The sequence below is a fragment of the Sedimenticola selenatireducens DSM 17993 genome (genome assembly GCF_000428045.1).
Lineage (GTDB): Bacteria > Pseudomonadota > Gammaproteobacteria > Chromatiales > Chromatiaceae > Sedimenticola > Sedimenticola selenatireducens.
Genome location: NZ_ATZE01000002.1, coordinates 219052 through 242603, shown reverse-complemented (window position 1 = coordinate 242603; position 23552 = coordinate 219052). Strand labels below are relative to the sequence as shown.

The window sequence follows — 23552 nt, the reverse complement described above, 5'->3', positions numbered from 1 at the left end:
CATGACCACAACGGCAATATCAATCCGTCTCCACATCGGCTTGTTGCTTCTCGGCATGCTGTTGATTGCAACCGCCCGGGCCGACAGCAACGCACCACTTTCCGGAACCGTCACCCTGCAGTCCACCTATCCATTTGATGCGCTCGCCTCCCGCGTCGAACAGGCGATTCAAAAACACCAGATGGGATTGGTGGCGCAAGCCAGCGCCAGCCGGGGTGCCGCCCAGCGCGGGGTAAAGATCCCCGGCAATCTGGTGCTGATGGTGTTCCGTAACGACTATGCGGTACGCATGCTCGAGGCCAGCGTTGCCGCCGGCATTGAGGCACCATTGCGACTCTATGTGACGGAGAACAGCGACGGCACATCAAACCTCACCTATCGCCTGCCAAGCGCGGTCTTCGCGCCCTATGGCAATGCGGACCTGGATGCGCTGGCAAAGGAGCTCGACGCGCTATTTGAGGCCATCGGATCGGATGCCACCCGGCCATCATCCGGCGTGGAGTAACAAGCAACAGAAGTCGCCAGGATGGATTACACCCAACCATTGCTGCGCATCCAGTTTGTCATGGCCTCGGCCACCTCTGGCGTGGCCTCGCAGCTTGCCCTCCAGGCAACTATCAGCCTTCAGTGACGATCAGTTTGTAGTCAGGGGTCGGATTCAGGGGACAGGAGTAGACATACTCGCCTGGTTTCAGCTCGATTTCATAATCCTGGGTCTTGCCGGTGGTCAATCCGCCACCAGAAACACTGGGTAATCGGGCGAGATTTATCAGGCCGTCACCGCGCAGCCAGAAACCCAACTCATATGGCACATTTTTATTGGTGACCCGGAACACGTAACGCCCAGGTGCAAGCTCCAGTGTTTCGGATTCGGCCAGACGCTTTTCACCCGTCTGTTTGTTGAGCGTCTGGCAATCACTGATGCTTTGGGATGTGAAACCGCGGTCGATATCTTTCTCGCTCTCCAGAAACTGGCAGGGCACCTGGGTCAATTCGACAACACGGGTCTCTGCAGCAAGCGGGTTACTCATAATCGGAGTTAACAGAATCAGTCCGGCCATCATATATTGGCGCATCTCAACCTCCTCGTTTTTCAGGATTCTCAATGCATGAGACCGGTACTAGCGGGAAAAGCTTTCATTAATCAAGGCAACTTGGGTGGTTTGGGAAACACCACTCTGAGCAGCAAAGCCCCAGGAGAGGGAGGCGGCGCATATATGCCGAGTTCCATAGTGCCGCTCATGGCATAAGGGAGAACACACCTGGAGATTCTCGAAGGCAGCATCCGGACCGGAGAAGAGCGATAAAACACCCCATCCCGATTTCACTTGAACATCTGACAATCAGACGGGAAGAAGACGACTTGGAAGAATCCAGCGCTAAACCGGCAGATGATATTCCTCTATACTCTAACTTCCGGGGTCTTTGACCCTGCCATCAACCGAGAGAGGAATGATTATGAATGCAGCCTGGGTAGTTGTTGCTGACACAAGCCGTGCAAGAATCTTCTCCGCCGAGAACGCCTTCAGCCCGTTAGTCGAGATCCAGACCCTGGACCATCCGGAAGCGCGGCTTCACGCCGGCGACCTGGTGACGGACAAGCCTGGCCGTGACCGCAGTGCCGGCCCACGCAGCCACGATGTCGGCCATGTGGACGAGACCAAGCACGACGAAGCGGTACGCTTTGCACACCAAGTCTGCGCCACCCTGGAATCCGGCCGTGCCCAGGGCCATTTCAACAAGCTTCATGTCATCGCCGCGCCCAGCTTCCTCGGCCTGCTCAGGAAACATCAGCCGCAACCGCTGCAGAAACTGGTGGCTACCGAAATATCCAAGAACCTCACTGCCCACGACGTCGAAACCATCCGCAAGAACCTGCCCCACAGGCTCTGATCTGGCGTCCGTACAGGCCGTGGTGTACCGACTGTCCACCACGGCTACCTGACTCGCTGTCAGACTGTTCCTGCGTAGGTGAACCCGGCATCCTCAACCGCCTGCTTCACTAGGCTATCATCATCCACTCCGGCAACCGTGACCAGGCCCCCTTCCAGCTTGACCTCGACGCTAGCCTGCGCCGCCACAGCCTTGATCGCCTGTTCCACCGAGCTGGCACAACCGCCGCAGCTCATGCCTTCCACTTTGTAGGTCTTTGACATCATTCTCTCCGAAAACAAGGGCATATAAAAACTTGTCAGGCAACCCTGCGCCAACGTCTCAGCAACAGGGAGTTGGAAACCACGCTGACTGACGACATGGCCATGGCCGCTCCGGCGACCACCGGGCTGAGCAGGCCCGACGCTGCCAGGGGTATGGCGACCAGATTATAGATCAGCGCCCAGAACAGATTCTGCCTGATCTTGTGATAGGTGGCTCGAGAGATCGAGATGGCATCCGCCACCAGCAGCGGATCACCACGCATCAGGGTGATACCGGCGGTGTGCATGGCCACATCGGTCCCGGTGCCCATTGCCATGCCCACATCGGCCGCCGCCAGGGCCGGGGCGTCATTGATCCCGTCACCCACCATGGCGACCATCCGACCCTGCTCCCGCAGGCGGGCCACTTCCGCCGCCTTCTCCTCGGGCAGCACCTCAGCCACTACCCGGTCAATGCCGACTGCCTCAGCCACCGCGCGGGAGGCATGCCGGTTATCACCGGTGAGCATCACCGTCAGAATACCCTGCCGCTTCAGTGCCGCCACTGCGGCCACCGCCTCCGGTTTCACCGGATCACTCACGGCGATGTAGCCCAGCACGCCGGGTGTTGGAGCGGTCTCGGCAACCCACATCAGGGTGCGCCCCCGGGACTCCAGTTGTTCGCCTTCTACCCCCAGCGCATCCAGCTTAATCCCCTGTTCATGCATCAGGCGGCTATTACCGACCAGCAGTTTACGTTCGCCCAGCCTGGCGGAGAGTCCGCGCCCGGGCAGGGTGTTGAAATCGGCCACCGGCAGCAGCTCCAGCCGGTCCGTCTCTGCCCGGCTCAATATGGCGTGGGCCAGGGGATGCTCACTGCCCTGTTGTGCGGAAGCGGTCAGCCGCAACAGCCCGGCGGTATCGCCGTCCGCCGCCACCACCGACTCGACGGTCGGCTTACCCAGGGTCAGGGTACCGGTCTTGTCCAGCACCACGGCACTGCTGTGATGTGCGCGCTCCAGCGCCTCCGCATCCTTGATCAGTACGCCGTTGCGGGCGGCGACACCGGTGCCCACCATCAGGGCGGTCGGAGTGGCCAGTCCGAGGGCGCAGGGGCAGGCGATCACCAATACCGAAACCGCCGCGATGAAGGCCACTTCCAGATTGGAACCGATCAGCCACCACCCCAGAAAAGTCACCAGGGCAATGGTGGCGACCACCGGCACGAAGACGGCCGATATCTGATCCACCAGTTTCTGAACCGGCGCCTTGCTCGCCTGGGCGTTTTCCACCAGACGGATAATCCGTGCCAGGGTGGACTCGGTGCCGACGGTGGTGGCCTCGACCCTGAGTAGTCCGGAACCGTTCACCGACGCACCGGTCACCCGCTCACCAACCCCCTTGTCAACCGGCAGGGATTCACCGGTGATCAGGGATTCATCCAGCTGGCTTGCCCCCTCCAGGATCACCCCATCCACCGGTACCCGCTCGCCGGGACGAATCTGTACCACCTCGCCGCCGATGACGCTCTCGGCCGGCACTTCCATTACGACTCCATCGCGTTCAACCCGGGCCAGTTCCGGCTGCAGATCCATCAACGCGCGGATAGCCGATGCGGCACTGCGCTTGGCCCGACCTTCCAACCACTTGCCGAGCAGCACCAGGGTAATGACCATGGCCGCCGCCTCAAAGTAGAGGTGGCCACCCGCGCCACCGAACAGGGTGACCCAGGCGCTCAGCCCCCAGGCCGCGCTGGTACCCATGGCCACCAGCACATCCATATTACCGGCACCGCCGCGCAAGGACTTGAAGGCCCCTTCATAAAAGCGCCAGCCGAGCCAGAACTGCACCGGAGTAGCCAGCGTCAGCTGCCAGAGGGCCGGCAACTCAGCGTGAATACCGAACGGCATCAACAGCATAGGCAGCGCCAGCGGCAGGGACAACAGCATGGCCAGGACCAGTTGCTGCAACTCCTTGCGGCTCTGCTGAGCGGACTTTTCCTGCAACTGGGCCTGCTGTTGCGCCGCAGTGACCGCCGGAGTAGCGGTGAAGCCCGCCTTCTCAACGGCCGCGATGGCTGCCGCCAAGGAAACCACACCGGCAGGTGCAGTAACAGATGCCTTTTCCGTCGCCAGGTTCACCGCCGCCCGTTCGACACCGGGCAGGCGCGACAGCACCTTCTCCAGACGGCTGGAACAGGCGGCACAGGTCATGCCCCCAATCAACAGCTCCAGGGTTTCCGAGGGCACGGAAAACCCTGCCCGGCTGATGGCCGCGGTAATATCCAGGGGCGAGAGCTGCGCCGCATCGAAATCGACACTGGCGCTGTTGGCGGCCAGGTTGACCCGCGCCGCCGTGACACCGACCTGCTTTCCCAGCACCCGCTCCAGCCGGGTGGAGCAGGCGGCGCAGGTCATGCCCTCCACGGGCAGGCTGAGGGATTGTACGAACGGTTGCTGTTGCATAACTGTATCAAGGCTGTATTGGGGGGGCCATGCGACCCATGAATAACCCACCAAGTCTATCAGGACTTGCTAATTCAATCCTGCCTGTTTCGACTACCCCTGCGGCACATAATTCACGCCACAAGGCGGATCGGGGCGGAAACTGATTTTCCTCCCGGCGTCTCACGGAAAAAAATGGGGGAAAATAATACGATCATCCTATTTCAGAGCAAACATACACTCTACTTCTGGCTCCAACCGGGCCCACAGGGTATACTGATGATTATATTAATAAATTCGATGGCCAATCCCGAACCGGGCTGCCGCGAAAACCCTGATGCCTCTCCAGAAGAACGGACAATATGACACAAAAGCACTACGACACCCTCGTTATCGGCAGCGGCCCCGGCGGCGAAGGCGCCGCCATGAAACTGACCAAATCGGGGCAAAAAATAGCCATTGTAGAGAAACACGCCAAGGTCGGCGGTGGCTGTACCCACTGGGGCACCATCCCCAGCAAGGCGCTGCGCCATAACATCTCCATGATGGTGGACTATAAGCGGAACCCCCTGTTTCAACACAGCATCGAGCAGGTCAACGTGGACTATCCGCGCATGCTGCGGGCGGCGGACTCGGTCATCCAGGAGCAGGTGAGCACTCGCTACCGCTATTATTCCCGCAATAACGTGGACATCTTCTACGGTACCGCCGCCTTTCTTGACGCCCACACCCTGAATATCCGGCATGTGGATGGCTCAGCGGAACAGGTGACGGCCGATCACTTTGTGATTGCCACCGGCTCCTCCCCCTACCACCCGGAGGATATCGATTTTTCCCATCCGCGGGTACATGACAGTGACAGCATCCTGTCGCTGAAGCACACGCCAAAATCCCTGACCGTCTATGGCGCCGGGGTGATCGGCTGCGAATACGCCTCGATGTTCTGTAACCTGGATGTCAAGGTGAACCTGGTGGACACCCGGGATCGCCTGCTCTCTTTCCTGGATGACGAGATTACCGACGCCCTCAGTTACCATCTGCGTAACCAGGGGGTGGTGATCCGCAATAACGAGGAGTACACCAGGGTGGAGCCGCTGGACGACGGCGTGGTCCTCCACTGTAAATCCGGCAAAAAGTTTAAGACAGACATCCTGCTTTGGGCCAACGGGCGCTCAGGCAACACCAGGGGCATGGGCCTTGAAGAGATCGGCGTCCAGATCAATCATCGCGGACAGATCGAGGTCAACGAAAAATACCAGACCGATCTGGCGCATATCTTCGCCGCCGGTGACGTGGCCGGACCACCGGGACTGGCCAGCGCCAGTTATGATCAGGGTCGCTTCGTCGGCGCCCAGATCAGCGCCGGCAAGTGCGACTGGAGCCTGATCGAGCAGTTTCCCACTGGCATCTACACTAACCCCGAGATCAGCTCCCTGGGCAAGAGTGAGCGGGAACTGACCGAACAGCAGGTCCCCTACGAGGTAGGGCACGCCATGTTCAAGAGTATCGCCCGGGCACAGATTACCGGACATACCGTGGGCATGCTAAAGATCCTGTTCCACCGGGAGACATTAGAGATTCTGGGTATTCACTGTTTTGGCGAGACGGCCGCGGAGATCATCCATATCGGCCAGGCGATCATGTCCCAGAAGGGCAGCGCCAACAGCCTGCTCTACTTCACCGAGACCACATTCAATTACCCGACCATGGCCGAGGCTTACCGCGTGGCGGCACTGAACGGTCTCAACCGGATCTTCTGATACCCAGCCAAAAGATCAAATCCACACCGACGGTCAGCCGTATCGGCAGGAGCGGCGCCCTCGCCGCGAATTCGGCCCGGGGCGAGCCTCCCACGATGAGTTCAGAGCTAAAAGGCTGGAGTAAGCTTATGAACCCCGGCACACAGATCAGGCGCCGATCTGGCGCAGGCGCCTGACCGCACCGGGATGGCCCTGAGCCGCCGCTTTCCGATACCAGCGGATCGCCTGCTGCGGGTCCTGCTGTCCCCCGCGCCCGATCCGGAACATCTCCGCCAGGTTGTACTGCGCCATGGGGTCGCCATGCAGGGCCGCCTCTCGATACCAGTTGATCGCCTCCAGCGGATCGGAGGGCACGCCCAGGCCCTGATCATACAGAAAGCCCAGGTTAACCTGGGCATAGCCGTAGCCCTGCCGGGCCGCCAGGGTCAGCCAGTACAGCGCCTGGGCATAGTCCCGGGCAACGCCGTCGCCGGTTCGATACATATCCCCCAGGCAGTTACGCGCTGCGGCATGCCCCTGCTCGGCCGCCTTGCCGTACCAGTCAGCCGCCAGGGTCCGGTTTCTCGCCACACCCAGCCCCTGGTCATAACAACGGGCCAGGCGATACTGGGACTCGGCATCGCCCTGCTCAGCCGCCTTGCGAAACCAGCGTACCGCCTGGCTACGGCTGACCTGGACACCGATGCCTTCGTTGTAAAGCAGAGCCAGATTGTACTGTGCATCCGCCAGTCCCTGGTCGGCCGCCCGTTGATACCAATCGACCGCCTTGGCGAGATTCCTGGCTATCCCTTCACCACGATCGAACAGCACCGCCAGACCATACTGTGCCTGCACATCGCCGCGCTCGGCCAGCTGCGCCCAACAGCGATAGGCCTCGCCATAGGCGCGCCGCGCATAGGCCGCCACGCCCTGCGCATAGGAGACGGCATCCTGCCGCACCGATGCCTGATGGTCCTGCCCCTGTGATATGGAACGCCGCGCAGAGAGCATCCCGAACTCCTTCAGATATAAACACGGCGTCGCTGTCCAAAAAGGCCGCTTACCGGGCTGTCTACTAATAGCGACTTTCCGGTTTTTGAGGTTGCCAAAGAAGAGAAGTGCTACTTCCCCATTGACCACAAGCAAAAACACGGTTTGCGCCGTGAACTGAATAATTAAAAAACGGTATAGTATCCCATGAAAAGCGACCTGTTTCCCATTCCCGGATTCTCAACCCGTCGGCGGCTGAAGAGCGGTCCGGAAACTGGCACAATACCCACCTACACGTTCCGCTGCATACCGGCCACAAACCATGAAAAAACGCTATTTGTCACTCTCCTGCCTCTTGCTGCTTCCTGCCCAGGCGCCAGCCGACGAGCAGGCCGAGCTGGCCATCCAGCGGGATCAACTGCGGCATGAAATCGAGCATATCCGGCAGACCACCCGGGATGCGCGTACCCGGCTTGACGCTTTACAGGAGCTGATTGAGGCACAGCGCGAGCAGAACCGCCTGCTGGATCAGCAACTGCAAACCGAATCGGCTCCACACCCACCCGGAAGCAAATAAGATAGTTCCTGACTACCCATAACGCTCAGCCAGGTTCGAATACCGTTCATTCGCGGCTAATATTTTCCCTACCCGGGTTGAGCAGGACGGGTAATTGAGAAATAGTTTAATTCCCTGCATGGCTAACAAGTGGAACCACGCCCAGGTTATCCACAGTACCTGTGGATAACATTGTGGAAAAGTTGCTGAAATCAGTCTGAACAGCCTGCCCATTAAACCATATTATTATTTTGGTTATTTTTTATACGATTTATAATTATGATATAAATCATAAAGTTATATTGACTGACAAAACAATTTCCCGACCACCAAGAAAATTATTCTGACAAATCCACATGCCGCCGCCCGGTGTTAACAAACTCCCAGAATGACAATGACTTAGAGGATATTTCAGACATAATCACGCTGATTGTCAGACCATTTAGCAGGCTTAACCCTGGCATTAATACGCAAGTGAAATCCGCCGGGAAAATGCACAGCGGGGAAGCCACATTCAGCCGATGGCTGATAGAATAGGCCGATGTCATCATCCGAAACACCATTCTGGGTCGATAAAACCCTTGCCCAAATGACTCCCGGGGAGTGGGAGTCGCTTTGTGACGGCTGCGCCAAATGCTGCCTGCACCGGTTTGAAGACGAAGAGACCCGGGAGATCCAGTTCACCAATGTCTGTTGCCGCTATCTGGATCAGTCCGATTGCCACTGCAGCGACTACCCCAACCGCTCCATCAACGTACCGGATTGCGTCACCATCACCCTGGAGGTACTCCAGGACCCCTACTGGCTACCCGAGAGCTGCGCCTACCGGCTGCTGGCGGAAGGCAAGCCACTACCGTCGTGGCACCCACTAGTCTCCGGTGATCCTGATTCGGTTATCTACAGTGGTCACTCAGTGGGTGGTCGGGTGATCAGTGAACTGCAGGCCGATGACCTGGAATACCACATCATAGACTGGATCAGATAACAGCCTTAACGAGATAACCCGTGGAACAGATCAGTACCATTACCGAATTCCTGGAAACCAGCGGTGCCCGATTGCGCTTCTTCGACATGGGGCGCCGGGTTGACAAAATCTCCCGGGATCGCTTTCTGCAGTTTGAAAAAACTGCTATCCCCTACCCTTTCCCGCTGCAGCAACAGGCCTGGTTTGCCCTGCTGTTCCAGGATAAAAGCAGCCAACAGGAACCGCTGATCTGGTTCCTGCGCCTGCCGCTGGACGAACAGGGAAAGCTATTGCAGGCGGCACGCGATGACTTCATACATCGACTGATCGAACGCATCGGTGAAAAAATGCAAGCGGACAGCGAGGGCCAGCAGCTGGAATCGGCGTTGCAGGACAACCCCTACAGCTTTAAACCGAAGGACGAACGCATGGCGATCTTTCATGCCCGGATTTCCCGACTGCTGAACGCCCCGCCTTCCCGCTTCTATGCACATGCACAACACTACTTTTCCGGCCAGCCGGGATGGGAGCAGTGGTCCTTTGTCGGTTATCAGGGCATCGCCGACCTGGCGGCCCGGCTGGACCAGGATGGCAACGAAACCATCGTCGCCAGCGCCATCACTGTCATGCCCGCCCAACCCTTGATTGCCCTCTGCCACTGCCTGGAGAATGAATCCCTGCCACGGCAAATCACCCAGGCACTGCTCGATCGGGTAGACCATGAGTTGCAGCAGGCCACCACCGACCCGGGTCTGCTGGCGGCGGCAATTCGCGGCAGTGCCCGCTCCAGCGCACAGCGGTCGCAGCGAGAGCTGATCAGCCGTATCCTCACATCCCCCGGTGGCAACCATATCGAGATTCTGACCGCCGTCTCAGGGCGCGCCTGGGAACAGCTGCTGGATGCCGAAATACGCCATCTGTTCCTGGAACGCCTGGCCGAGAACAGCGCTGGACAGGAGGCGTTTAATCTCTGCATGACCGATCTGCTCTACCTGCCCGGCATGCGTCAACCGATCCTCGCCACGGTGCGTGACCCCAACCGTTCAAGCCGGCTTTCGAGCGCGATCGGCGCCCTGTTCCAGGGCGTAACTGGACAATAGGATGGCAGAAAAAGGCCCTGCCTATCGGATCACCAACCCGAAGGGCATATCTACCTGACCGACGGAAACCGCGACCTCAATACCACGATGTAATCTGTCCCTACCGGCTAATCCCACAATAAAAACCAGTTAAATCAGTCAGTTCCGGTAAATAAATACTCCAGCGACAAAAATATGCCCTATTATTGATATATGTCGCACCTTTATCTGTCCCAACACCTGCGTGATCAGCTGGGGCTGCTGGCGAGTCTCGCCTATCCCCATGAGGCCTGTGGTGTGCTGTTCGGGAAACAGGTGCAGGGGCATATTTCGGTACACAAGGTAGAACAGATAGCCTATCCCGATCAAACAGAAGGCGACTTCCGCCTGGAACTGCTCAACCAGCAGCAGATCGATCGCAGGACAAAAAAGCAGGGACTGGAGATCGTCGGCATCTGGCGCGCCCTGCCCGACCAGAGCCATATCCCCTCGGATGGCGAACGACACCTGGTGTCCCCCGGCTACTCCTACCTGATCGCCTCCATTACTCCGGTAGGCATTGCCGAGCTGCGATCATGGCGACTGAACAGCAATCGGTTTGAAGAAGAGGACCTGGTGTCCTGAGCGGCCATCCGGTCACAGATTGTCCAGATAGTCCCCATATCCGGCAGCGGTCAACTCCTCACGCGGTATGAAGCGCAGTGCGGCTGAGTTCACGCAGTATCTCAGACCGGTTGGCTGTGGACCGTCATCAAACACATGGCCCAGATGGGAGTCGCCGTGGCGGCTTCGCACCTCGGTACGCGGCCAAATCAGTTTGTAGTCGGTCTGCTCGACCACAGCATCGGGATTGATCGGCCGGGTAAAACTTGGCCAGCCGGTTCCCGACTTGAACTTGTCACGGGAAGAGAACAGCGGCTCGCCCGTTACGATATCGACATAGATGCCATCCCGTTTTTCATCCCAATAGGCGTTATTAAAGGCCCGCTCAGTAGCATCCTTCTGCGTGACTTCATACTGCAACGGCGTTAACTGCCGGCGTAACTGCTCATCCGTCGGTTTGACGTAGCGCTGATTGTCTTTAGAGGAGGCAACGACCACCTCCAGGGATTGATTATCGGCAACCGGTGCCATTTTCTCAGCCCCTGCATTCAGCCAAAACATAGTGGCTACAGCAGTCAGGATGATTCCCGCCCCATATCCTCTCATGGTCATACTCCTTGCTAATTAGTTTGTCTTCTAACAGAGACCCCGACAGACCATCCTTTGTTTCCGCCGTTATAAAACTGTGACATTTACCACCAGCGCAAACCTGGAGATTGCCACCCGACGGCACGAATTGCATTCGATGGCATGAAATGTCATGCTCCTGAAATTCCCATTGTTAACCGAACTTTATGCATGGATATCTCACTACTCAGAACCTTTCTTGAGGTTGCCAAAGTTCGTCATTTCGGCAAGGCGGCGGAAACTCTGTGCGTTACCCAGTCGGCGGTTAGCGCACGTATAAAACAGCTTGAATCGACGCTTGATGTGAAGTTGTTTATCCGCAAGCGTGGCGACATCCAGTTGACTATCGCGGGAAACCGTCTGCAGCGCCACGCGGAGACCATCGTCAAGGGATGGGCAAGGGCAAGGCAGGATATCGCCATGGAATCTTCACTCTCCGATTCCATCGCCATCGGCTGCATGAATGATCTCTGGCCCATCACGGTTAAGGGACTGTGCCTGCAACTGACTCAGCAGGCACCCGAAATGTTGATGCAAATCGAGATTCTGACCCGTGATATGCTGATTCAGCGCCTGACCTCCGGACTGCTCGATCTCGCGTTCATGTTTGAGCCGCCGCAGATGTCTGAATTGCTGATCAGAAAAGTGATGGATGTTCCGCTTATTATGGTTTCGTCCCGGGAAGGTCTTCTGGCCGCAGAAGCGGTGCAATCCGGCTACACCCTGGTGGATTGGGGTAACAGCTTTGCCAGTCTGCACGCCGAGTACTTTCCCGATGCGGCAGTCCCGATAATGCGGACCGGATCGGGTGGTCTGGCTTATGATCTGATACAACAACAGGGTGGCACCGCCTATCTTGCCGAGCAGATGGTAAGCGAGGCGCTGGCACAGGGGAAGCTGTTCCGGGTAGAGGGTGCGCCGGTGCTGGAACGACAGGTATACCTCGTGGTTCGCCCGGAAAGCGAACAGCGCAAACCGGTCAGGAGCGTCATCGCCTGCCTGAAAGCGGGTACCTGAAAAAATGCCGGTACAGCAAGCGCGTGTACCGGCATCATCAAAATCAGAAATGATCCGAATGTTTGTTGGTATTTCTGCGGGGACTGTTGGGTTTCCGCGCACCACTCTCTTTATCGCGCATGGTTGATCGCTTGCTCCTGCCACCATCTCCCTGCTTGCGGTTCTTATGGTGCACTACATCTGACCATTCACCGAGGTCATCATCAAATTCATCCCTATCGGAACGTCTACTCACTGTCAGATCTCCAATAAAAATTGGCTGGTAATTGCTTGTTCAGAGGTATTTTTTACTGCGAAATGGACCGGGAAAACAACTTAAAAATTTTATGGCAAATTCAATACGCCTGCCTGCACCGCTCCTTAGCCCGGAACAGATCTGGACAGACAGGTCCCGCGGTCAATCAAAGCCGATAAAATCAGGGTCTCCCAACAACTGCCGCAGCCGGCGTAGCTCCATCAGTTGCTCGACACGACGTCTGGCGTCGGGCGAGCTCTTTTTCACCCTGGAAGCGCTATAGTCCAGATCAGACTCGTCATCGGTGTCCAGATCATCGTCATCCAGAACATCATCAACCATATTCATTACATGCCAATCTCACGCAAACAAAAGAGGCACAGTAATTACTCCCAGCGCCACCCGGAGGTAAAGTTAATAATTTTTGTCGTGATGATAAAAAATATTAATCAATGACAGCGCTATCCTACAGCGCTTTTCGGGGGCTATGTCCCAGTTACCTGGTGCATGAGAAGTGGCCATTTTGTAGAAGCGGATTTATCCGCGAAATTCGCGGCTGAAGCCACTCCTACCGCTACGCTTGGCCGCCGGAGCGGGGTTAGACCCGTAGGCGGCCCGCCCCGGGCCGAATTCGCAGCAAGGCGCCGCCCCTACCGGGCGAATCGCCAAGCGAAGCCAAAACAAGACCAACAACTAATTGGGACAGGGCCTTTTCGGGATCCGAATGGATGCATAATTGTGGGGACAGCCCGAGAGTCGGCTAGCCGAGGGAATGGCCATGATCTTCCAGCAACCGGGTAATAAGCCCCATCCGCACCTGAGTCCCAGGTAGTCGGGTCTTGACGACATAACCGCCACCGGGAGCCTCTGCCATGGGATTGCCGAGCTGATCTTCCAGCACCTCCAGGACAAACTGTTGATTGCCGGCCGGCGTCAGCAGTTCCAGCCGATCACCCACGGCAAACTTGTTTTTCACATCCAGCAGCACCTTGCCGTCTGCCTCATCCACCGACATCACTTCCGCCACAAACTGCTGGCGGGCGCTGCGGGAGGAGTTGTCCCGGTAGGACTGCAGCTCCTGGCTTTCATGACGCTGGTAGAATCCGTCGGTATAGCCCCGGCTTGAGAGATTCTCCAGCTCACCCATCAGCTCCGGGCGGAATGGTCTGTCGGCCACCGCATCATCAATGGCCTGACGATAGATCTGGGTGGTTCTGGCAGTGTAATAATGGGATTTGGTGCGGCCCTCAATCTTCAGGCAATCGACGCCGATCCGCACCAACCGGTGGATATGCTCGACGGCCCGCAGGTCCTTGGAATTCATGATGTAGGTGCCGTGTTCATCCTCGAAAATCGGCATGAACTCCCCGGGCCGCTCTTTCTCTTCGAGCAGATAGACCCCGTCGGCCGCCGGATGCCGTATCTGACCCGACTGGGCCACACCGGTCATCTCTTCGCCCGCCTCTGTCTGGCCCACCTTGTACTCCCAGCGGCAGGAGTTGGTACAGCTCCCCTGATTGGCGTCACGATGATTGAAATAGCCGGACAGCAGACAGCGGCCGGAATAGGCGATGCAGAGTGCACCATGTACAAACACCTCCAGCTCCATTTCCGGACAGGCCTGGCGGATCTCCTCGATCTCATCCAGGGAGAGCTCCCGGGAGAGGATCACCCGGGTCAGTCCCACCTGCTGCCAGAACCGGACCGAGGCGGCATTCACCGTATTCTCCTGTACCGAGAGATGTACCGGTAACTCCGGCCAGCGTTCCCGTACCAGCATGATCAGACCGGGATCAGACATAATCAGGGCATCCGGACCCAGTGCCACTACCGGCTCTATGTCGTGCATGAAGGTCTTCAGCTTCGCCCCGTGGGGCATCAGGTTGCAGGCCAGAAAAAACTGTTTATTCAGGGCATGCGCCTCGGCGATGCCGGTCGCCAGGTTCTCTTCCATGAAATCGTTATTGCGCACCCGCAGACTGTAGCGGGGCATACCGGCATACACCGCATCGGCACCATAGGCGAAGGCATAGCGCATGTTTTTCAGGGTCCCTGCGGGGGAGAGCAGTTCGGGTCGTTTCATGGGGCAGGCTTACCGGGGGGATGAAGAAGCGGAAAACTATAACGCAGAGCCACCGCAAAACCAAAAATCAAGACCCTGGAAAAATCAAGGACAAACCGAGGCGGCGCTGCTCACGTAAGCAACAACATAAGGCAAAACCAATAAAAATCACAATACTTCCTGATTATAATCGGTAGCCTGAAAGATTCAGCCGGAACAACCCATTAAAGTTGCCCGGCAGCCGGTCGAAAACGTAACATATGATACCAATGTATCCCTCTATAGGACTCGGAGGGATGTGCAACAGGCCGGACCGACCCTGGAAAAGCACACGGAATAACCGACATCACCCAACGCCTGAGTCCACTCATGACCCCGATACAGGAAGCCATCGAACAAGCCAAAAGCCATATCACCGTGGGTGATATCATCAGTAAAAAGCTGCTGGAATGCCCGCCCTCAACGCCGATCATCCGCGCAGCCGAGATGATGTGGGAATCCAGATACAGCTCCATTGTGATTACCGACCAGCAGCAGGCGCTGGGCATCTGGACCGAGGCCGACGCCCTGAAGCTGGACATGTCCGACGATTCGGACGCTACCAATCAGCCGGTTGCCAACGTCATGAGCAGGCCGGTCAAGAGCATTGAACTGCTGGCTTCCCTGGAAAAGGCAGAGCGATTGATGCAGCTGGAGCATATCCGCCACCTGCTGGTAGTGGACCATAACGGCCAGCCGGCGGGCCTGCTCAGCCAGAGTGATCTGATTCGCGCACAAGGGATTGAACATGATCTGCTGTTACGTAATATCTCGACCATCCTGAAACGACCACTGGTGGTATTCGAGGCCTCGTTGCCACTCGCTCAGGCAGTCAAGTCTCTACATGAGGCAGAGGTGGATGCGGCCGCTGTGTTTTATGGCGAAGACCGTCCTTACGGCATCTTTACCGAGCGCGACTTCCTGAAAAGCATCACCGTACAGCGCACCTCCGTCAGCGTCGGCGAAGCCGCCAGCAGGCCGCTGATGACGCAGCCAGATCACCTCTCGCTGATGCAGGCCCGCACAATTTTCGACCAGCAGGGATTCCGCCATCTCGGCATCACCAACAACAGCGGCAAACTGATCGGTATCCTGTCATTTTCGGAAATCCTTGCCGGTATCGACCACAACCATGTGGATGACCTGCGTCGCGCGTTGAAAGAGCGCCGCATCGCCCTGGAGTTGTCACAGGAGAACCTGCATCTGGCCCGGCAGGTGATCGAGGCCTCGCGGGACGGCATCATGGTGACCGATGCGAGCGGCTTCATCCTGTCGGTCAATCCGGCGTTCACCCGCATCACCGGCTACAGCGCCGAGGAGAGCATCGGCAACACCCCGGCCCTGCTCAAGTCAGGAAAACATGACGCGGCCTTCTACCGGACTATGTGGGACGCCGTGTACAGCGAGGGCTCCTGGGCCGGTGAGGTATGGAACCGGCGCAAGAACGGAGAGATCTACCCGGAGTGGCTGACCATCAACGCCATTCGCAACCATACCGGCGAGATCACCAAGTTCGCCGCTATTCTCACCGACATCACGGACCGGAAAAAGAGCGAGGAGCAGATCAAGAACCTGGCTTACTACGACGTACTGACCGGGTTGCCCAACCGACGGCTGTTCAACGACCGGCTGAATGTGGCTATCGCCAACGCCCACCGGCACAACCACCTGTTGGCCGTAGTCTTCATCGACCTGGACCTGTTCAAACGGATCAATGACACCCTGGGACACACCATCGGCGACCGACTGTTGGTGGATGTGGCCCAGCGAATTCAGGCTGAGATACGGGAAGGCGACACGGTAGCGCGCATGGGGGGGGACGAGTTTACCCTGCTGTTGCAGGAGATCGAGGATGCGGACGCGGCCGTGGCCCTGGTGCACCGTATTCTCAGCGCCATCGCCCGGCCGGTGGCGATCGCCCACAACACCCTCTACATCACCGCCAGTGTCGGTATCAGCATCTACCCCCACGATGGCACCAACAGTGAAAACCTGATTCGCAACGCCGATACCGCCATGTACCGGGCCAAGGACAACGGACGCAACAGTTATCAGCTTTACACCGCTACCATGAATGCCTCGTCGCTTGAGCACCTGGCGATGGAGAGCAATCTGCGCAAAGCCCTTAAAAACGAGGAGTTCATCCTCCACTATCAGGCAAAAATAGCGGCCGACACTGGACGGATTACCGGTGCCGAGGCACTGATCCGCTGGCAGCATCAGGAGCTGGGCTATATTGCACCCTCACTGTTTATTCCGTTGGCCGAAAGTCTCGGCATTATTTGCGAATTGGGAGACTGGGTGCTCATTACAGCTATCCGCCAGTGCCGCGCCTGGATCGAGCAGGGACTGGACGATTTTCGTATCGCAGTCAACGTGTCCGCCAACCAGCTGGTCCAGGACGGTTTCAGCGAGCGGGTAATCAGCATACTGCAACAGGCCGGCGTCAATCCGCGCTACCTGGAACTCGAACTGACGGAGAGTGCGGTCATGAAGCGTTCCGAAGATGTGGTGCCGATGCTGGCATCGCTGAAGAGTCATGGCGTGCATATATCTATTGATGACTTCGGTACTGGCTACTCCAATTTCGGCTACCTGAAGCGCCTGCCTATCAACAAGCTGAAGATAGACCTCTCCTTTATTCGTGATGTACCAGCCAACCGGGATGACTCCGAACTCGTCTCCGCCATGATCGCCATGGCCCACAAGCTGAGTCTCTCGGTCGTTGCAGAGGGGGTGGAAACGTCAAAACAGGCAGAATTTCTCCAGCAGCAGAGCTGCGACGAACTGCAGGGCTACTTTATCGCCCGGCCGCTGCCCGCCAGGGAGATAACCCCGCTGCTGTTTGCCGGCACATTTGCCCTGGAGCAGTAAGCCAAACCACTCCGCTCGCCGCTTTGTTCTGATCCGGGTTTGCAGTATTCTCCAGTCCTCGACCGATCTCTTTTTCCCAACCCCGGCAGAGATATGAGCAGCCAGCAGGCACCCTTTACTGAAGACGCCGCCATTGTGGTCCATGCGCTGGCGGACTATATCCGCGAATCGGGCAACAGAGACGTCCCGGTTATCCACCAGCCTGTACTGGAAACCGTAATTGAACAGCTTGAGCTTCGACAGCACATTGCCCGGGGAGACCTGACAGGCGAGTCACTGCGCCATTTTGTCCAGGACTATCTGAGCGCCACCACCCGGCTGCACCATCCCGGCTTTCTGGCCCATCAGGTGGCGGTGCCTCACACCACCGGGGCGCTTGGCTCCCTGATCGACGGCGCCACCAACAACGCCATGGCCATCTATGAGATGGGCCCGGCAGCCTCCAGTATCGAGTACTTCATGATCAACTGGATGTTGGAAAAAATTGGCTGGACGGGTACCACCAGCAACCGGCAGTTGGACCCGCAATCCGGGCATGCCGGTGGCGTGCTGACTCACGGCGGCTCACTGGCCAATCTCACCGCGCTGCTGGCGGCCCGCGGCGCGCGGGTGCCGGCATTCTGGAAATCCGGCAACCCGGGCAATCAGGTGGTACTGGTGCCGGAGCAGTCGCATTACTCAATGAAACGGGCAGTGGCCATTCTCGGCTTGGGCGAGGACAACTGCCTCACCCTGCCGGCCGATGCGGATGGCCGGGTGCAGCCCGCACACATGACCGAACAGATCGCTGATCTTCAATCACAAGGCAGACAGGTGATGGCCATCGTGGCCAATGCCTGCGGCACGGCAGCCGGTCTCTATGACCCGCTCACGGAGATCGCTGCTATTTGCCGGGAACACCACATCTGGCTGCATGTGGACGCCGCCCATGGTGGCGGCGCGCTGGTATCGGACAAACTGCGCCACCTACTGCACGGCATTGAGCTGGCCGACTCGGTGGTCTGGGACGCCCACAAGATGATGTGCACACCGACCGTGTGCGCCGCCGTGCTGGTGCGGGACCACCGCCACCTGGATCACGCCTTCGAGCAGGAGGCGAGCTACTTGCTGCACGCCAAGGATCAGCCCGGTTTCGACTTCATCTCCCGTACCGTGGAGTGCACCAAGGCAGGCCTGGGACTACGGCTGTTCATGACCATCGCGGCGATGGGAGAAGCGGGGCTGGCGCGACATGTGGAGGGGCTGGTGCAACGCGCCCGGGAGGCGGCCGATCTGATCAGGGAGCGGATTGGCTTCGAACTGGCCATCCAGCCCGAGACCAACATCCTTTGCTTCAGGATCAGCGGCGACGACCATATCCAACTGGAGATTCGCCGACAACTGCTGGAACGGGGCGATTTCTATATCTCGTCCACCCTGTACCGTGGACAACGCTGGCTGCGACTGGTGTTCATGAACCCGGCCACCAGCCTAAACGACATCCAGGCACTGCTGGATGAGATTGTCGACATCCGCTCGGGCATCGACTGAACCAGCATCGAAGCGGGATTGGTAACCACCAATCTGGCGCTGTCCCAATTATGTGTTGGTACTGATTTGACCTGGAGGGTCGGCCCATAGGTGCCGGGTTATCCGGGATTTTCGCGGCTGAAGCCGCTCCTACCGCTACGCTTGGGTCGCCGGAGAGGGGTTTGACCTGTAGGAGGCCCGCCCCGGGCCGAATTCGCGGCGAGGCGCCGCTCCTACCGCTACGCTTGGTCGCCGGAGAGGGGTTTGACCTGCAGGAAGCCCGCCCCGGGTCGAATTCGCGGCGAGACGCCGCTCCTACCGCTACGCTTGGCCACCGGAGAGGGGTTTAACCTGTGGAGGCCCGCCCCGGGCCGAATTCGCGGCGAGGCGCCGCTCCTACCGCTACGCTTGGGTCGCCGGAGAGGGGTTTGACCTGTAGGAGGCCCGCCCCGGGCCGAATTCGCGGCGAGGCGCCGCTCCTACCGCTACGCTTGGGTCGCCGGAGAGGGGTTTGACCTGTAGGAGGCCCGCCCCGGGCCGAATTCGCGGCGAGGCGCCGCTCCTACCGGGCGAATCTCCAAGCCAAGCCAAGCCAAAACAAGACCAACAACTAATTGGAACATAGCCAAAAAATTCACCGCGCCTCATGTGAACATCAACTGGAACAGCCGTTACTTTTCGGCTTTCATGGCGGCTTCGACTTCCGATTTGAGCGGCGCCGACAGACCCTTATCCAGCGCCAATTTAAAGTGCTTTTTCGCAGTTTCCTTATCGCCAAGATCCCTCAAGGCAAGCGCCAGATGATAATCGGCACGCCCCGAATCGGTTATCCCCATGGCCGCTTTCTGTAATGTAACCTTGGCATTTTTCAGGTCTCCACTACGATACAAGGCCCAACCCCAAAGATCCTGGATGTAAGGAGTATCAGGCAACTCGGCGTACACCTTTCCTGCCAGGGCACGCGCTCTCTTGATATCCTGGTTAAGATCCAGCAGGTTGCTGGCAAGGTTATCCATGGCCGCCAGATAGTCGCCATTCAGGGACAGTGCCGCTTCGTACCGTTTATTGGCCATGTCCAGTTTCCCGGCAGCCTGATACAGGGTACCCAGTTCATATTCCAGTATCGCCTTGGTTGGGTTCACCTCGACAGCCTGTTTCAGGGTTTCGATGGCTTGAGGAATATCGTTTTGATCGAAATGAATACCGGCCAGCGCAATCCAGGCACTTTCGTCAGTGGGATCAAGATCGATATATTGGCGCAGGTAACGACTGGCCGCCGCATAGTCTTTCTCCGCGCGGGCCACTTTACCCCCCAGCAGTAGTGCCGGCGGGTAGGGTTGTGGACGTTCGATCAGGGCGGCGAGCGTCACCTGCGACGCCTGGACTCTTCCGCTGGTCAATTGCAGATCAGCCAGGCCATATAAAAAATCATCATTGTTCGGATACTTCCGTGTGGCCCGCTCCAGCACGCCGATTGCATACTCATTCATGCTTTCGCCTAGCAACACCGGGATCATCACTTTCAGGATATTTGCCGTATCGGCCTCATCGACACTCTTCAGGGCTGTTTCATACTCATCCACCGCCTTGATCACTTCACCAGCCAACAGGTGTACCCTGGCCAGCTCAAAGCGGGCGTATGCTTCGGCACCGGGCACCTTCTCCAACAGCTCCCGAACAGCTTTTTGGGCGGCCCGGGTATCCTTGGTTACCTCCGCCAGCCCCATCTCGAGCTGGAACAGGTTTAACGGATTGTCCGCAATCAGCGGCTTAAGCGATGCGACCCACTGTCTGGATTTTATGGCATCGCCAGTGGCCGCATAAGAGAGCGTCAGATACAGGGCTGCCCGGGTTGTGAGTGCACTGTTATCCAGCTTATCGTCCGCTAAAACCGGCGAAAGCAGGTCAATGATGGATTGGTAGGACTGGACCTGCTTGTAGTTTCGCGCCAGTGCCAGATGAAAATCCCTGAGCCCTGCCGCTCTGGCCGATGGTAGTTTTTCCAGGTAATAGATAGCCTGTCGAGTGTCCCCAGCTCTGTCGGCCAACCAGCCGAGATAACGGTTGGCCAAGTGGTCTTCGGGCGTCACCTGCACCACTTGCCGCAGCAGTTTTTCACCCATTTTCAGATCGCCATTAAGAATCTTGGTGACGCCATATTTGGTGATCACCTCCGCTTTCACGGGGGGCAGCGCCACAAGCCGCTGAAACGCCTCTTCCGCGGCCTTGAAGTTCTTCATCATCATCAACGAGATGCCGGCAAGCTCCAGTGCATCCTTATCCTTGGGGCGTCGCGCCAGAATCCTGGCAATTTGAACATTGGCTTCCTGCTGTCTTCCCGCCTGAATAAGTTTAACGATCTCCTGCAACTGACTGTCGCGAATAACCGCCGGGTTGCTAATACTTAGCGAATCGATGGTGGGGGCTTCTATGGGGGATGACTGTTCAATGGTAATGGCATGGCTGGACGTTACCATGACCATCATGAATGCAACGCCTGTTAACAACCGATACATAATGGCGTCCTCTTCTGTGATTCGGCTTATTCGTTAAATCGGGGTAATACTAAAAGAATAACCCAAAAGAACGGGGTCCGTAGCTTTGTTATTCCACATCAGGCAGACGACCTGTGGCTCCGGGGCGGCATACTGGTTTTCCGCCGGATTGGCGCTGACCGACGACGGCCCAAACAGATAGATGACCCGACCCTGTTGTGCATTATGGTAATGAAGATTGAATTCGATACCCGCACTGGCCGTGAAATGATACTGCAGCCTGTGTCCTTCCCGCACCAGCACGCACTCTTCGTGTATCTTTCCCGATGCTACGGATTTTTTGATTGATTCCTGACTCTTTTCGGCCCCGTCCGGATGATGTGCCGGGTAACCGGGTAGACTGACCAGGAGGCCGCCCAGTATAACCACCCGCATTATCAGGCTATTGTTCCGTTCATGTTTTGGATGATTATTGTGGGTCATAATTAAAAAATTATAGTCTGGTATTTTTTTATTGAGTCAGTGGAATCCAACACAACATGCCATCCGCCTCGCAGGCGTGCGCACCATGAAAAAGGGACCTCAACAAAGTGAGGTCCCTGTCATTGATCCACATTGAAACCACTAGAGCGGTCTGATCAATTCTGCTCTTTCTTGTTGCGTCTCCATCCCAGTCCAGCCAGGCCGAGCCCCATGAGCAGCAGGGTCCCCGGTACCGGAATACCCGGAGGAGGCGGTGGTGTCGAGGCGCATGGAGGATCATTTGGGCTGTTGCACAGATTGACCGTCAGCAAGCCGAAGTCACCCACATTGTTCGAATCGAAGGCGCGTGCCTGGATGAGATATTGCCCGGCAGCGTAGCCGGTGGTATCCCACGACAACATTTGTGTGTTGGGATCGAAGGTCGGCAACGCGTTAATAAAGCCCGCACCCAGCACCAGGATGGGATCCCAGGACCCCGGCGGGCCAAGCAAGGCGCCATCTTCCGGATCCGTCGCGGTGAACGTATGCAGAATAGGTCCGGGACCGACCAGGGCATTGATAACGGCATCATCCACCATCGGCGCCTGGTTGGAGGCGGCATCCACACCGTCAAACATCCAGTCGAACTCCACAAATGAGCCGTCGCTGGCGATGATGTTGCCGCTGAAGGCGGCATCCGCACCCACATTCTGGCCACCGAGCGTGGTATTGTCGGTAATCAGGGCGCGGTTGGCATCTCCGATAATGGTCATCTGGCCGGTGGTGGTGTTAACGGTAAAACCTGGCACCTGAGAGTTGATGTTCAGGTTCAGCGCCTGGTTGTAGCTCAGGGCCAGCGCGTCCGGCGAAGTGGCATTGAGGCCTTGTGCATAGTCATTACCCGCCAAGCGGCTCACTTCCGGCTGAATGGTGCCGAAATCAAACGTGATCGGGGCGGCGTTGGTCCCATCCCAGGCGATGGCAGAGTTCAGGTCCCAGGAACTCTCACTCCAGTTACCCAGGCCTCCAACAGCTACCCGACAGCAGCTGCCCGCGGTGATGTTCAACACACCTTGGGTGGCATTGCTGACATCCACCGTGTAGACATTGGTACGCCTGTCATAGCGGGAATCCGAGGTATCCGTTGCCGTGCTCTGCAGCGTCATGCCGCCCACTCCGGTAACCGTCGGTGTATTTGCCTCACTGGTATTTTTACGCCAGAAGGTCGTCTGTACCACCGTCAGGATGCCGTTTTGAATCGTGGGGACCATGGCCCCCCCACGAAAGTGAGATGCTTCGGCGGTTATTGCGACAGACCCCAGCGATGTCGCGATGGCCGCGCAAATCAAGGTTTTCATTAGTGGTTTTTTCATTCTCCGCCCTCCGAAGTTTATCTCTGCACAAGCACTGCCCCTTCGCTCCATCGAAATATTAAAACCAACCCTACTGCTTATAATTCTCATAACAGTTCAAACTTACAGTTAAAATTCACTAACGCATTTTTAGTGCCATTAATTTCGCTAATCTTGCAATCAATTGTTTTTTAATGTTAATTAGAACTTTAAAATATGTTTAAATTCAACAAGTAAGCTTGGCAGTGTAAAATTTATCGACAGTAGATGGCTGTACATTTCAACGTTGCTATAGGGGGTTGAAACGAACGCAAGCCGACGAAATGTCACAAAAGTTCGGGTCGGAGGGTCACGTTCCCTCGTGCTTATT

21 protein-coding genes are annotated in these 23552 nt (G+C 57.4%); 10 read left to right on the top strand and 11 right to left on the bottom strand.

All coding sequences use genetic code 11. The features are described 5' to 3' along the window. Position 1 precedes the first annotated feature (1 nt). Positions 2-505 carry a DUF302 domain-containing protein gene (locus A3GO_RS0102890; protein WP_051301774.1) on the top strand — a complete coding sequence of 168 codons (504 nt, stop codon included), beginning with the start codon at positions 2-4 and terminating at the stop codon, positions 503-505. 112 nt (positions 506-617) lie between these two features. Here A3GO_RS0102890 and A3GO_RS0102880 read toward each other — a convergent pair whose 3' ends face one another. Then, complete coding sequence (locus tag A3GO_RS0102880; protein ID WP_051301773.1) at positions 618-1076, bottom strand: cupredoxin domain-containing protein; 459 nt, start codon at positions 1074-1076, stop codon at positions 618-620. 382 nt (positions 1077-1458) lie between these two features. Here A3GO_RS0102880 and A3GO_RS0102875 point away from each other — a divergent pair, with 382 nt between their 5' ends. Next, positions 1459-1893, top strand: coding sequence for a host attachment protein (locus tag A3GO_RS0102875; protein ID WP_029132124.1), 435 nt, complete (start codon positions 1459-1461; stop codon positions 1891-1893). Between the two features lie 59 nt (positions 1894-1952). Here A3GO_RS0102875 and A3GO_RS0102870 read toward each other — a convergent pair whose 3' ends face one another. Continuing rightward, positions 1953-2156 (bottom strand): heavy-metal-associated domain-containing protein, encoded by a 204-nt coding sequence (locus A3GO_RS0102870; RefSeq protein WP_029132123.1) that lies wholly within the window; start codon positions 2154-2156, stop codon positions 1953-1955. A 35-nt stretch (positions 2157-2191) separates the two neighbouring features. Beyond that, positions 2192-4600, bottom strand: a complete 2409-nt coding sequence (locus A3GO_RS0102865; protein WP_029132122.1) for a heavy metal translocating P-type ATPase — start codon at positions 4598-4600, stop codon at positions 2192-2194. 341 nt (positions 4601-4941) lie between these two features. Between A3GO_RS0102865 and sthA the strand changes: the two genes are divergently transcribed. After that, positions 4942-6339, top strand: a complete 1398-nt coding sequence (gene sthA, locus A3GO_RS0102860) for a Si-specific NAD(P)(+) transhydrogenase (protein ID WP_029132121.1) — start codon at positions 4942-4944, stop codon at positions 6337-6339. A 147-nt stretch (positions 6340-6486) separates the two neighbouring features. Here the strand turns inward: sthA and A3GO_RS22275 are convergent, their stop codons facing one another. Further along, positions 6487-7329 (bottom strand): tetratricopeptide repeat protein, encoded by an 843-nt coding sequence (locus tag A3GO_RS22275; protein WP_051301772.1) that lies wholly within the window; start codon positions 7327-7329, stop codon positions 6487-6489. 301 nt (positions 7330-7630) lie between these two features. Here A3GO_RS22275 and A3GO_RS0102850 point away from each other — a divergent pair, with 301 nt between their 5' ends. The 4 genes from A3GO_RS0102850 to A3GO_RS25145 all read left to right on the top strand — a co-directional run bounded on the left by A3GO_RS0102850 (position 7631) and on the right by A3GO_RS25145 (position 10531). Beyond that, the gene (locus A3GO_RS0102850; protein WP_029132120.1) at positions 7631-7885 is read left to right on the top strand and encodes a hypothetical protein; all 255 of its coding nucleotides are present in this window, start codon (positions 7631-7633) and stop codon (positions 7883-7885) included. 520 nt (positions 7886-8405) lie between these two features. Beyond that, positions 8406-8849, top strand: coding sequence for a YcgN family cysteine cluster protein (locus tag A3GO_RS0102845; protein WP_029132119.1), 444 nt, complete (start codon positions 8406-8408; stop codon positions 8847-8849). Positions 8850-8869: 20 nt separating this feature from the next. Further along, on the top strand, positions 8870-9928 hold the full coding sequence (locus A3GO_RS0102840; RefSeq protein ID WP_029132118.1) for a DUF3549 family protein: 1059 nt from the start codon (positions 8870-8872) through the stop codon (positions 9926-9928). Positions 9929-10120: 192 nt separating this feature from the next. After that, positions 10121-10531 (top strand): Mov34/MPN/PAD-1 family protein, encoded by a 411-nt coding sequence (locus A3GO_RS25145; RefSeq protein ID WP_051301771.1) that lies wholly within the window; start codon positions 10121-10123, stop codon positions 10529-10531. Positions 10532-10543: 12 nt separating this feature from the next. Here the strand turns inward: A3GO_RS25145 and msrB are convergent, their stop codons facing one another. Beyond that, positions 10544-11116, bottom strand: coding sequence for a peptide-methionine (R)-S-oxide reductase MsrB (msrB, locus tag A3GO_RS22265; RefSeq protein WP_084609702.1), 573 nt, complete (start codon positions 11114-11116; stop codon positions 10544-10546). A gap of 192 nt (positions 11117-11308) precedes the next feature. Between msrB and A3GO_RS22260 the strand changes: the two genes are divergently transcribed. Next, on the top strand, positions 11309-12154 hold the full coding sequence (locus A3GO_RS22260; RefSeq protein ID WP_037374579.1) for a LysR substrate-binding domain-containing protein: 846 nt from the start codon (positions 11309-11311) through the stop codon (positions 12152-12154). 43 nt (positions 12155-12197) lie between these two features. Here the strand turns inward: A3GO_RS22260 and A3GO_RS26430 are convergent, their stop codons facing one another. From A3GO_RS26430 to trhP, 3 genes are all read right to left on the bottom strand, one after another. Next, entirely contained in the window at positions 12198-12389 is a 192-nt protein-coding gene (locus tag A3GO_RS26430; RefSeq protein WP_211245078.1) for a hypothetical protein, read from the bottom strand. Positions 12390-12551: 162 nt separating this feature from the next. Beyond that, on the bottom strand, positions 12552-12737 hold the full coding sequence (locus A3GO_RS0102820; protein WP_029132117.1) for a PA3496 family putative envelope integrity protein: 186 nt from the start codon (positions 12735-12737) through the stop codon (positions 12552-12554). 412 nt (positions 12738-13149) lie between these two features. Continuing rightward, positions 13150-14472 carry a prephenate-dependent tRNA uridine(34) hydroxylase TrhP gene (gene trhP / locus A3GO_RS22255; protein ID WP_037374578.1) on the bottom strand — a complete coding sequence of 441 codons (1323 nt, stop codon included), beginning with the start codon at positions 14470-14472 and terminating at the stop codon, positions 13150-13152. A 348-nt stretch (positions 14473-14820) separates the two neighbouring features. On the opposite strand from trhP, the gene A3GO_RS0102810 reads away from it, so the two are divergent. Together A3GO_RS0102810 and A3GO_RS22250 are read left to right on the top strand one after the other, a co-directional pair. After that, entirely contained in the window at positions 14821-17364 is a 2544-nt protein-coding gene (locus A3GO_RS0102810) for an EAL domain-containing protein (RefSeq protein ID WP_037374577.1), read from the top strand. A 93-nt stretch (positions 17365-17457) separates the two neighbouring features. Then, positions 17458-18894 carry a pyridoxal phosphate-dependent decarboxylase family protein gene (locus A3GO_RS22250; protein ID WP_051301770.1) on the top strand — a complete coding sequence of 479 codons (1437 nt, stop codon included), beginning with the start codon at positions 17458-17460 and terminating at the stop codon, positions 18892-18894. 650 nt (positions 18895-19544) lie between these two features. On the opposite strand, the gene A3GO_RS0102800 is transcribed toward A3GO_RS22250, so the two are convergent. The 3 genes from A3GO_RS0102800 to A3GO_RS0102790 form a co-directional block, all read right to left on the bottom strand. Continuing rightward, positions 19545-21359: a tetratricopeptide repeat protein gene (locus A3GO_RS0102800; protein WP_029132115.1), complete on the bottom strand. Its 1815-nt coding sequence runs from the start codon at positions 21357-21359 to the stop codon at positions 19545-19547. Between the two features lie 63 nt (positions 21360-21422). Next, entirely contained in the window at positions 21423-21803 is a 381-nt protein-coding gene (locus A3GO_RS0102795; RefSeq protein WP_029132114.1) for a hypothetical protein, read from the bottom strand. Between the two features lie 203 nt (positions 21804-22006). After that, positions 22007-23203 carry a PEP-CTERM sorting domain-containing protein gene (locus A3GO_RS0102790; RefSeq protein WP_169720356.1) on the bottom strand — a complete coding sequence of 399 codons (1197 nt, stop codon included), beginning with the start codon at positions 23201-23203 and terminating at the stop codon, positions 22007-22009. Positions 23204-23552 lie beyond the last annotated feature (349 nt).

What these genes read in the sequence shown, in the direction of transcription:
- A3GO_RS25145 (WP_051301771.1), top strand. Translation starts at nt 10,121, where the DNA reads ATGTCGCACCTTTATCTGTCCCAACACCTGCGTGATCAGCTGGGGCTG.
- A3GO_RS0102865 (WP_029132122.1), bottom strand. Translation starts at nt 4,600, where the DNA reads ATGCAACAGCAACCGTTCGTACAATCCCTCAGCCTGCCCGTGGAGGGC.
- A3GO_RS0102845 (WP_029132119.1), top strand. Translation starts at nt 8,406, where the DNA reads ATGTCATCATCCGAAACACCATTCTGGGTCGATAAAACCCTTGCCCAA.
- A3GO_RS22250 (WP_051301770.1), top strand. Translation starts at nt 17,458, where the DNA reads ATGAGCAGCCAGCAGGCACCCTTTACTGAAGACGCCGCCATTGTGGTC.
- A3GO_RS22275 (WP_051301772.1), bottom strand. Translation starts at nt 7,329, where the DNA reads ATGCTCTCTGCGCGGCGTTCCATATCACAGGGGCAGGACCATCAGGCA.
- A3GO_RS0102880 (WP_051301773.1), bottom strand. Translation starts at nt 1,076, where the DNA reads ATGCGCCAATATATGATGGCCGGACTGATTCTGTTAACTCCGATTATG.
- A3GO_RS0102795 (WP_029132114.1), bottom strand. Translation starts at nt 21,803, where the DNA reads ATGCGGGTGGTTATACTGGGCGGCCTCCTGGTCAGTCTACCCGGTTAC.
- A3GO_RS0102820 (WP_029132117.1), bottom strand. Translation starts at nt 12,737, where the DNA reads ATGAATATGGTTGATGATGTTCTGGATGACGATGATCTGGACACCGAT.
- A3GO_RS22260 (WP_037374579.1), top strand. Translation starts at nt 11,309, where the DNA reads ATGGATATCTCACTACTCAGAACCTTTCTTGAGGTTGCCAAAGTTCGT.
- A3GO_RS0102870 (WP_029132123.1), bottom strand. Translation starts at nt 2,156, where the DNA reads ATGTCAAAGACCTACAAAGTGGAAGGCATGAGCTGCGGCGGTTGTGCC.
- trhP (WP_037374578.1), bottom strand. Translation starts at nt 14,472, where the DNA reads ATGAAACGACCCGAACTGCTCTCCCCCGCAGGGACCCTGAAAAACATG.
- A3GO_RS0102850 (WP_029132120.1), top strand. Translation starts at nt 7,631, where the DNA reads ATGAAAAAACGCTATTTGTCACTCTCCTGCCTCTTGCTGCTTCCTGCC.
- msrB (WP_084609702.1), bottom strand. Translation starts at nt 11,116, where the DNA reads ATGAGAGGATATGGGGCGGGAATCATCCTGACTGCTGTAGCCACTATG.
- A3GO_RS0102790 (WP_169720356.1), bottom strand. Translation starts at nt 23,203, where the DNA reads ATGAAAAAACCACTAATGAAAACCTTGATTTGCGCGGCCATCGCGACA.
- sthA (WP_029132121.1), top strand. Translation starts at nt 4,942, where the DNA reads ATGACACAAAAGCACTACGACACCCTCGTTATCGGCAGCGGCCCCGGC.
- A3GO_RS0102800 (WP_029132115.1), bottom strand. Translation starts at nt 21,359, where the DNA reads ATGATGGTCATGGTAACGTCCAGCCATGCCATTACCATTGAACAGTCA.
- A3GO_RS0102890 (WP_051301774.1), top strand. Translation starts at nt 2, where the DNA reads ATGACCACAACGGCAATATCAATCCGTCTCCACATCGGCTTGTTGCTT.
- A3GO_RS0102875 (WP_029132124.1), top strand. Translation starts at nt 1,459, where the DNA reads ATGAATGCAGCCTGGGTAGTTGTTGCTGACACAAGCCGTGCAAGAATC.
- A3GO_RS0102810 (WP_037374577.1), top strand. Translation starts at nt 14,821, where the DNA reads ATGACCCCGATACAGGAAGCCATCGAACAAGCCAAAAGCCATATCACC.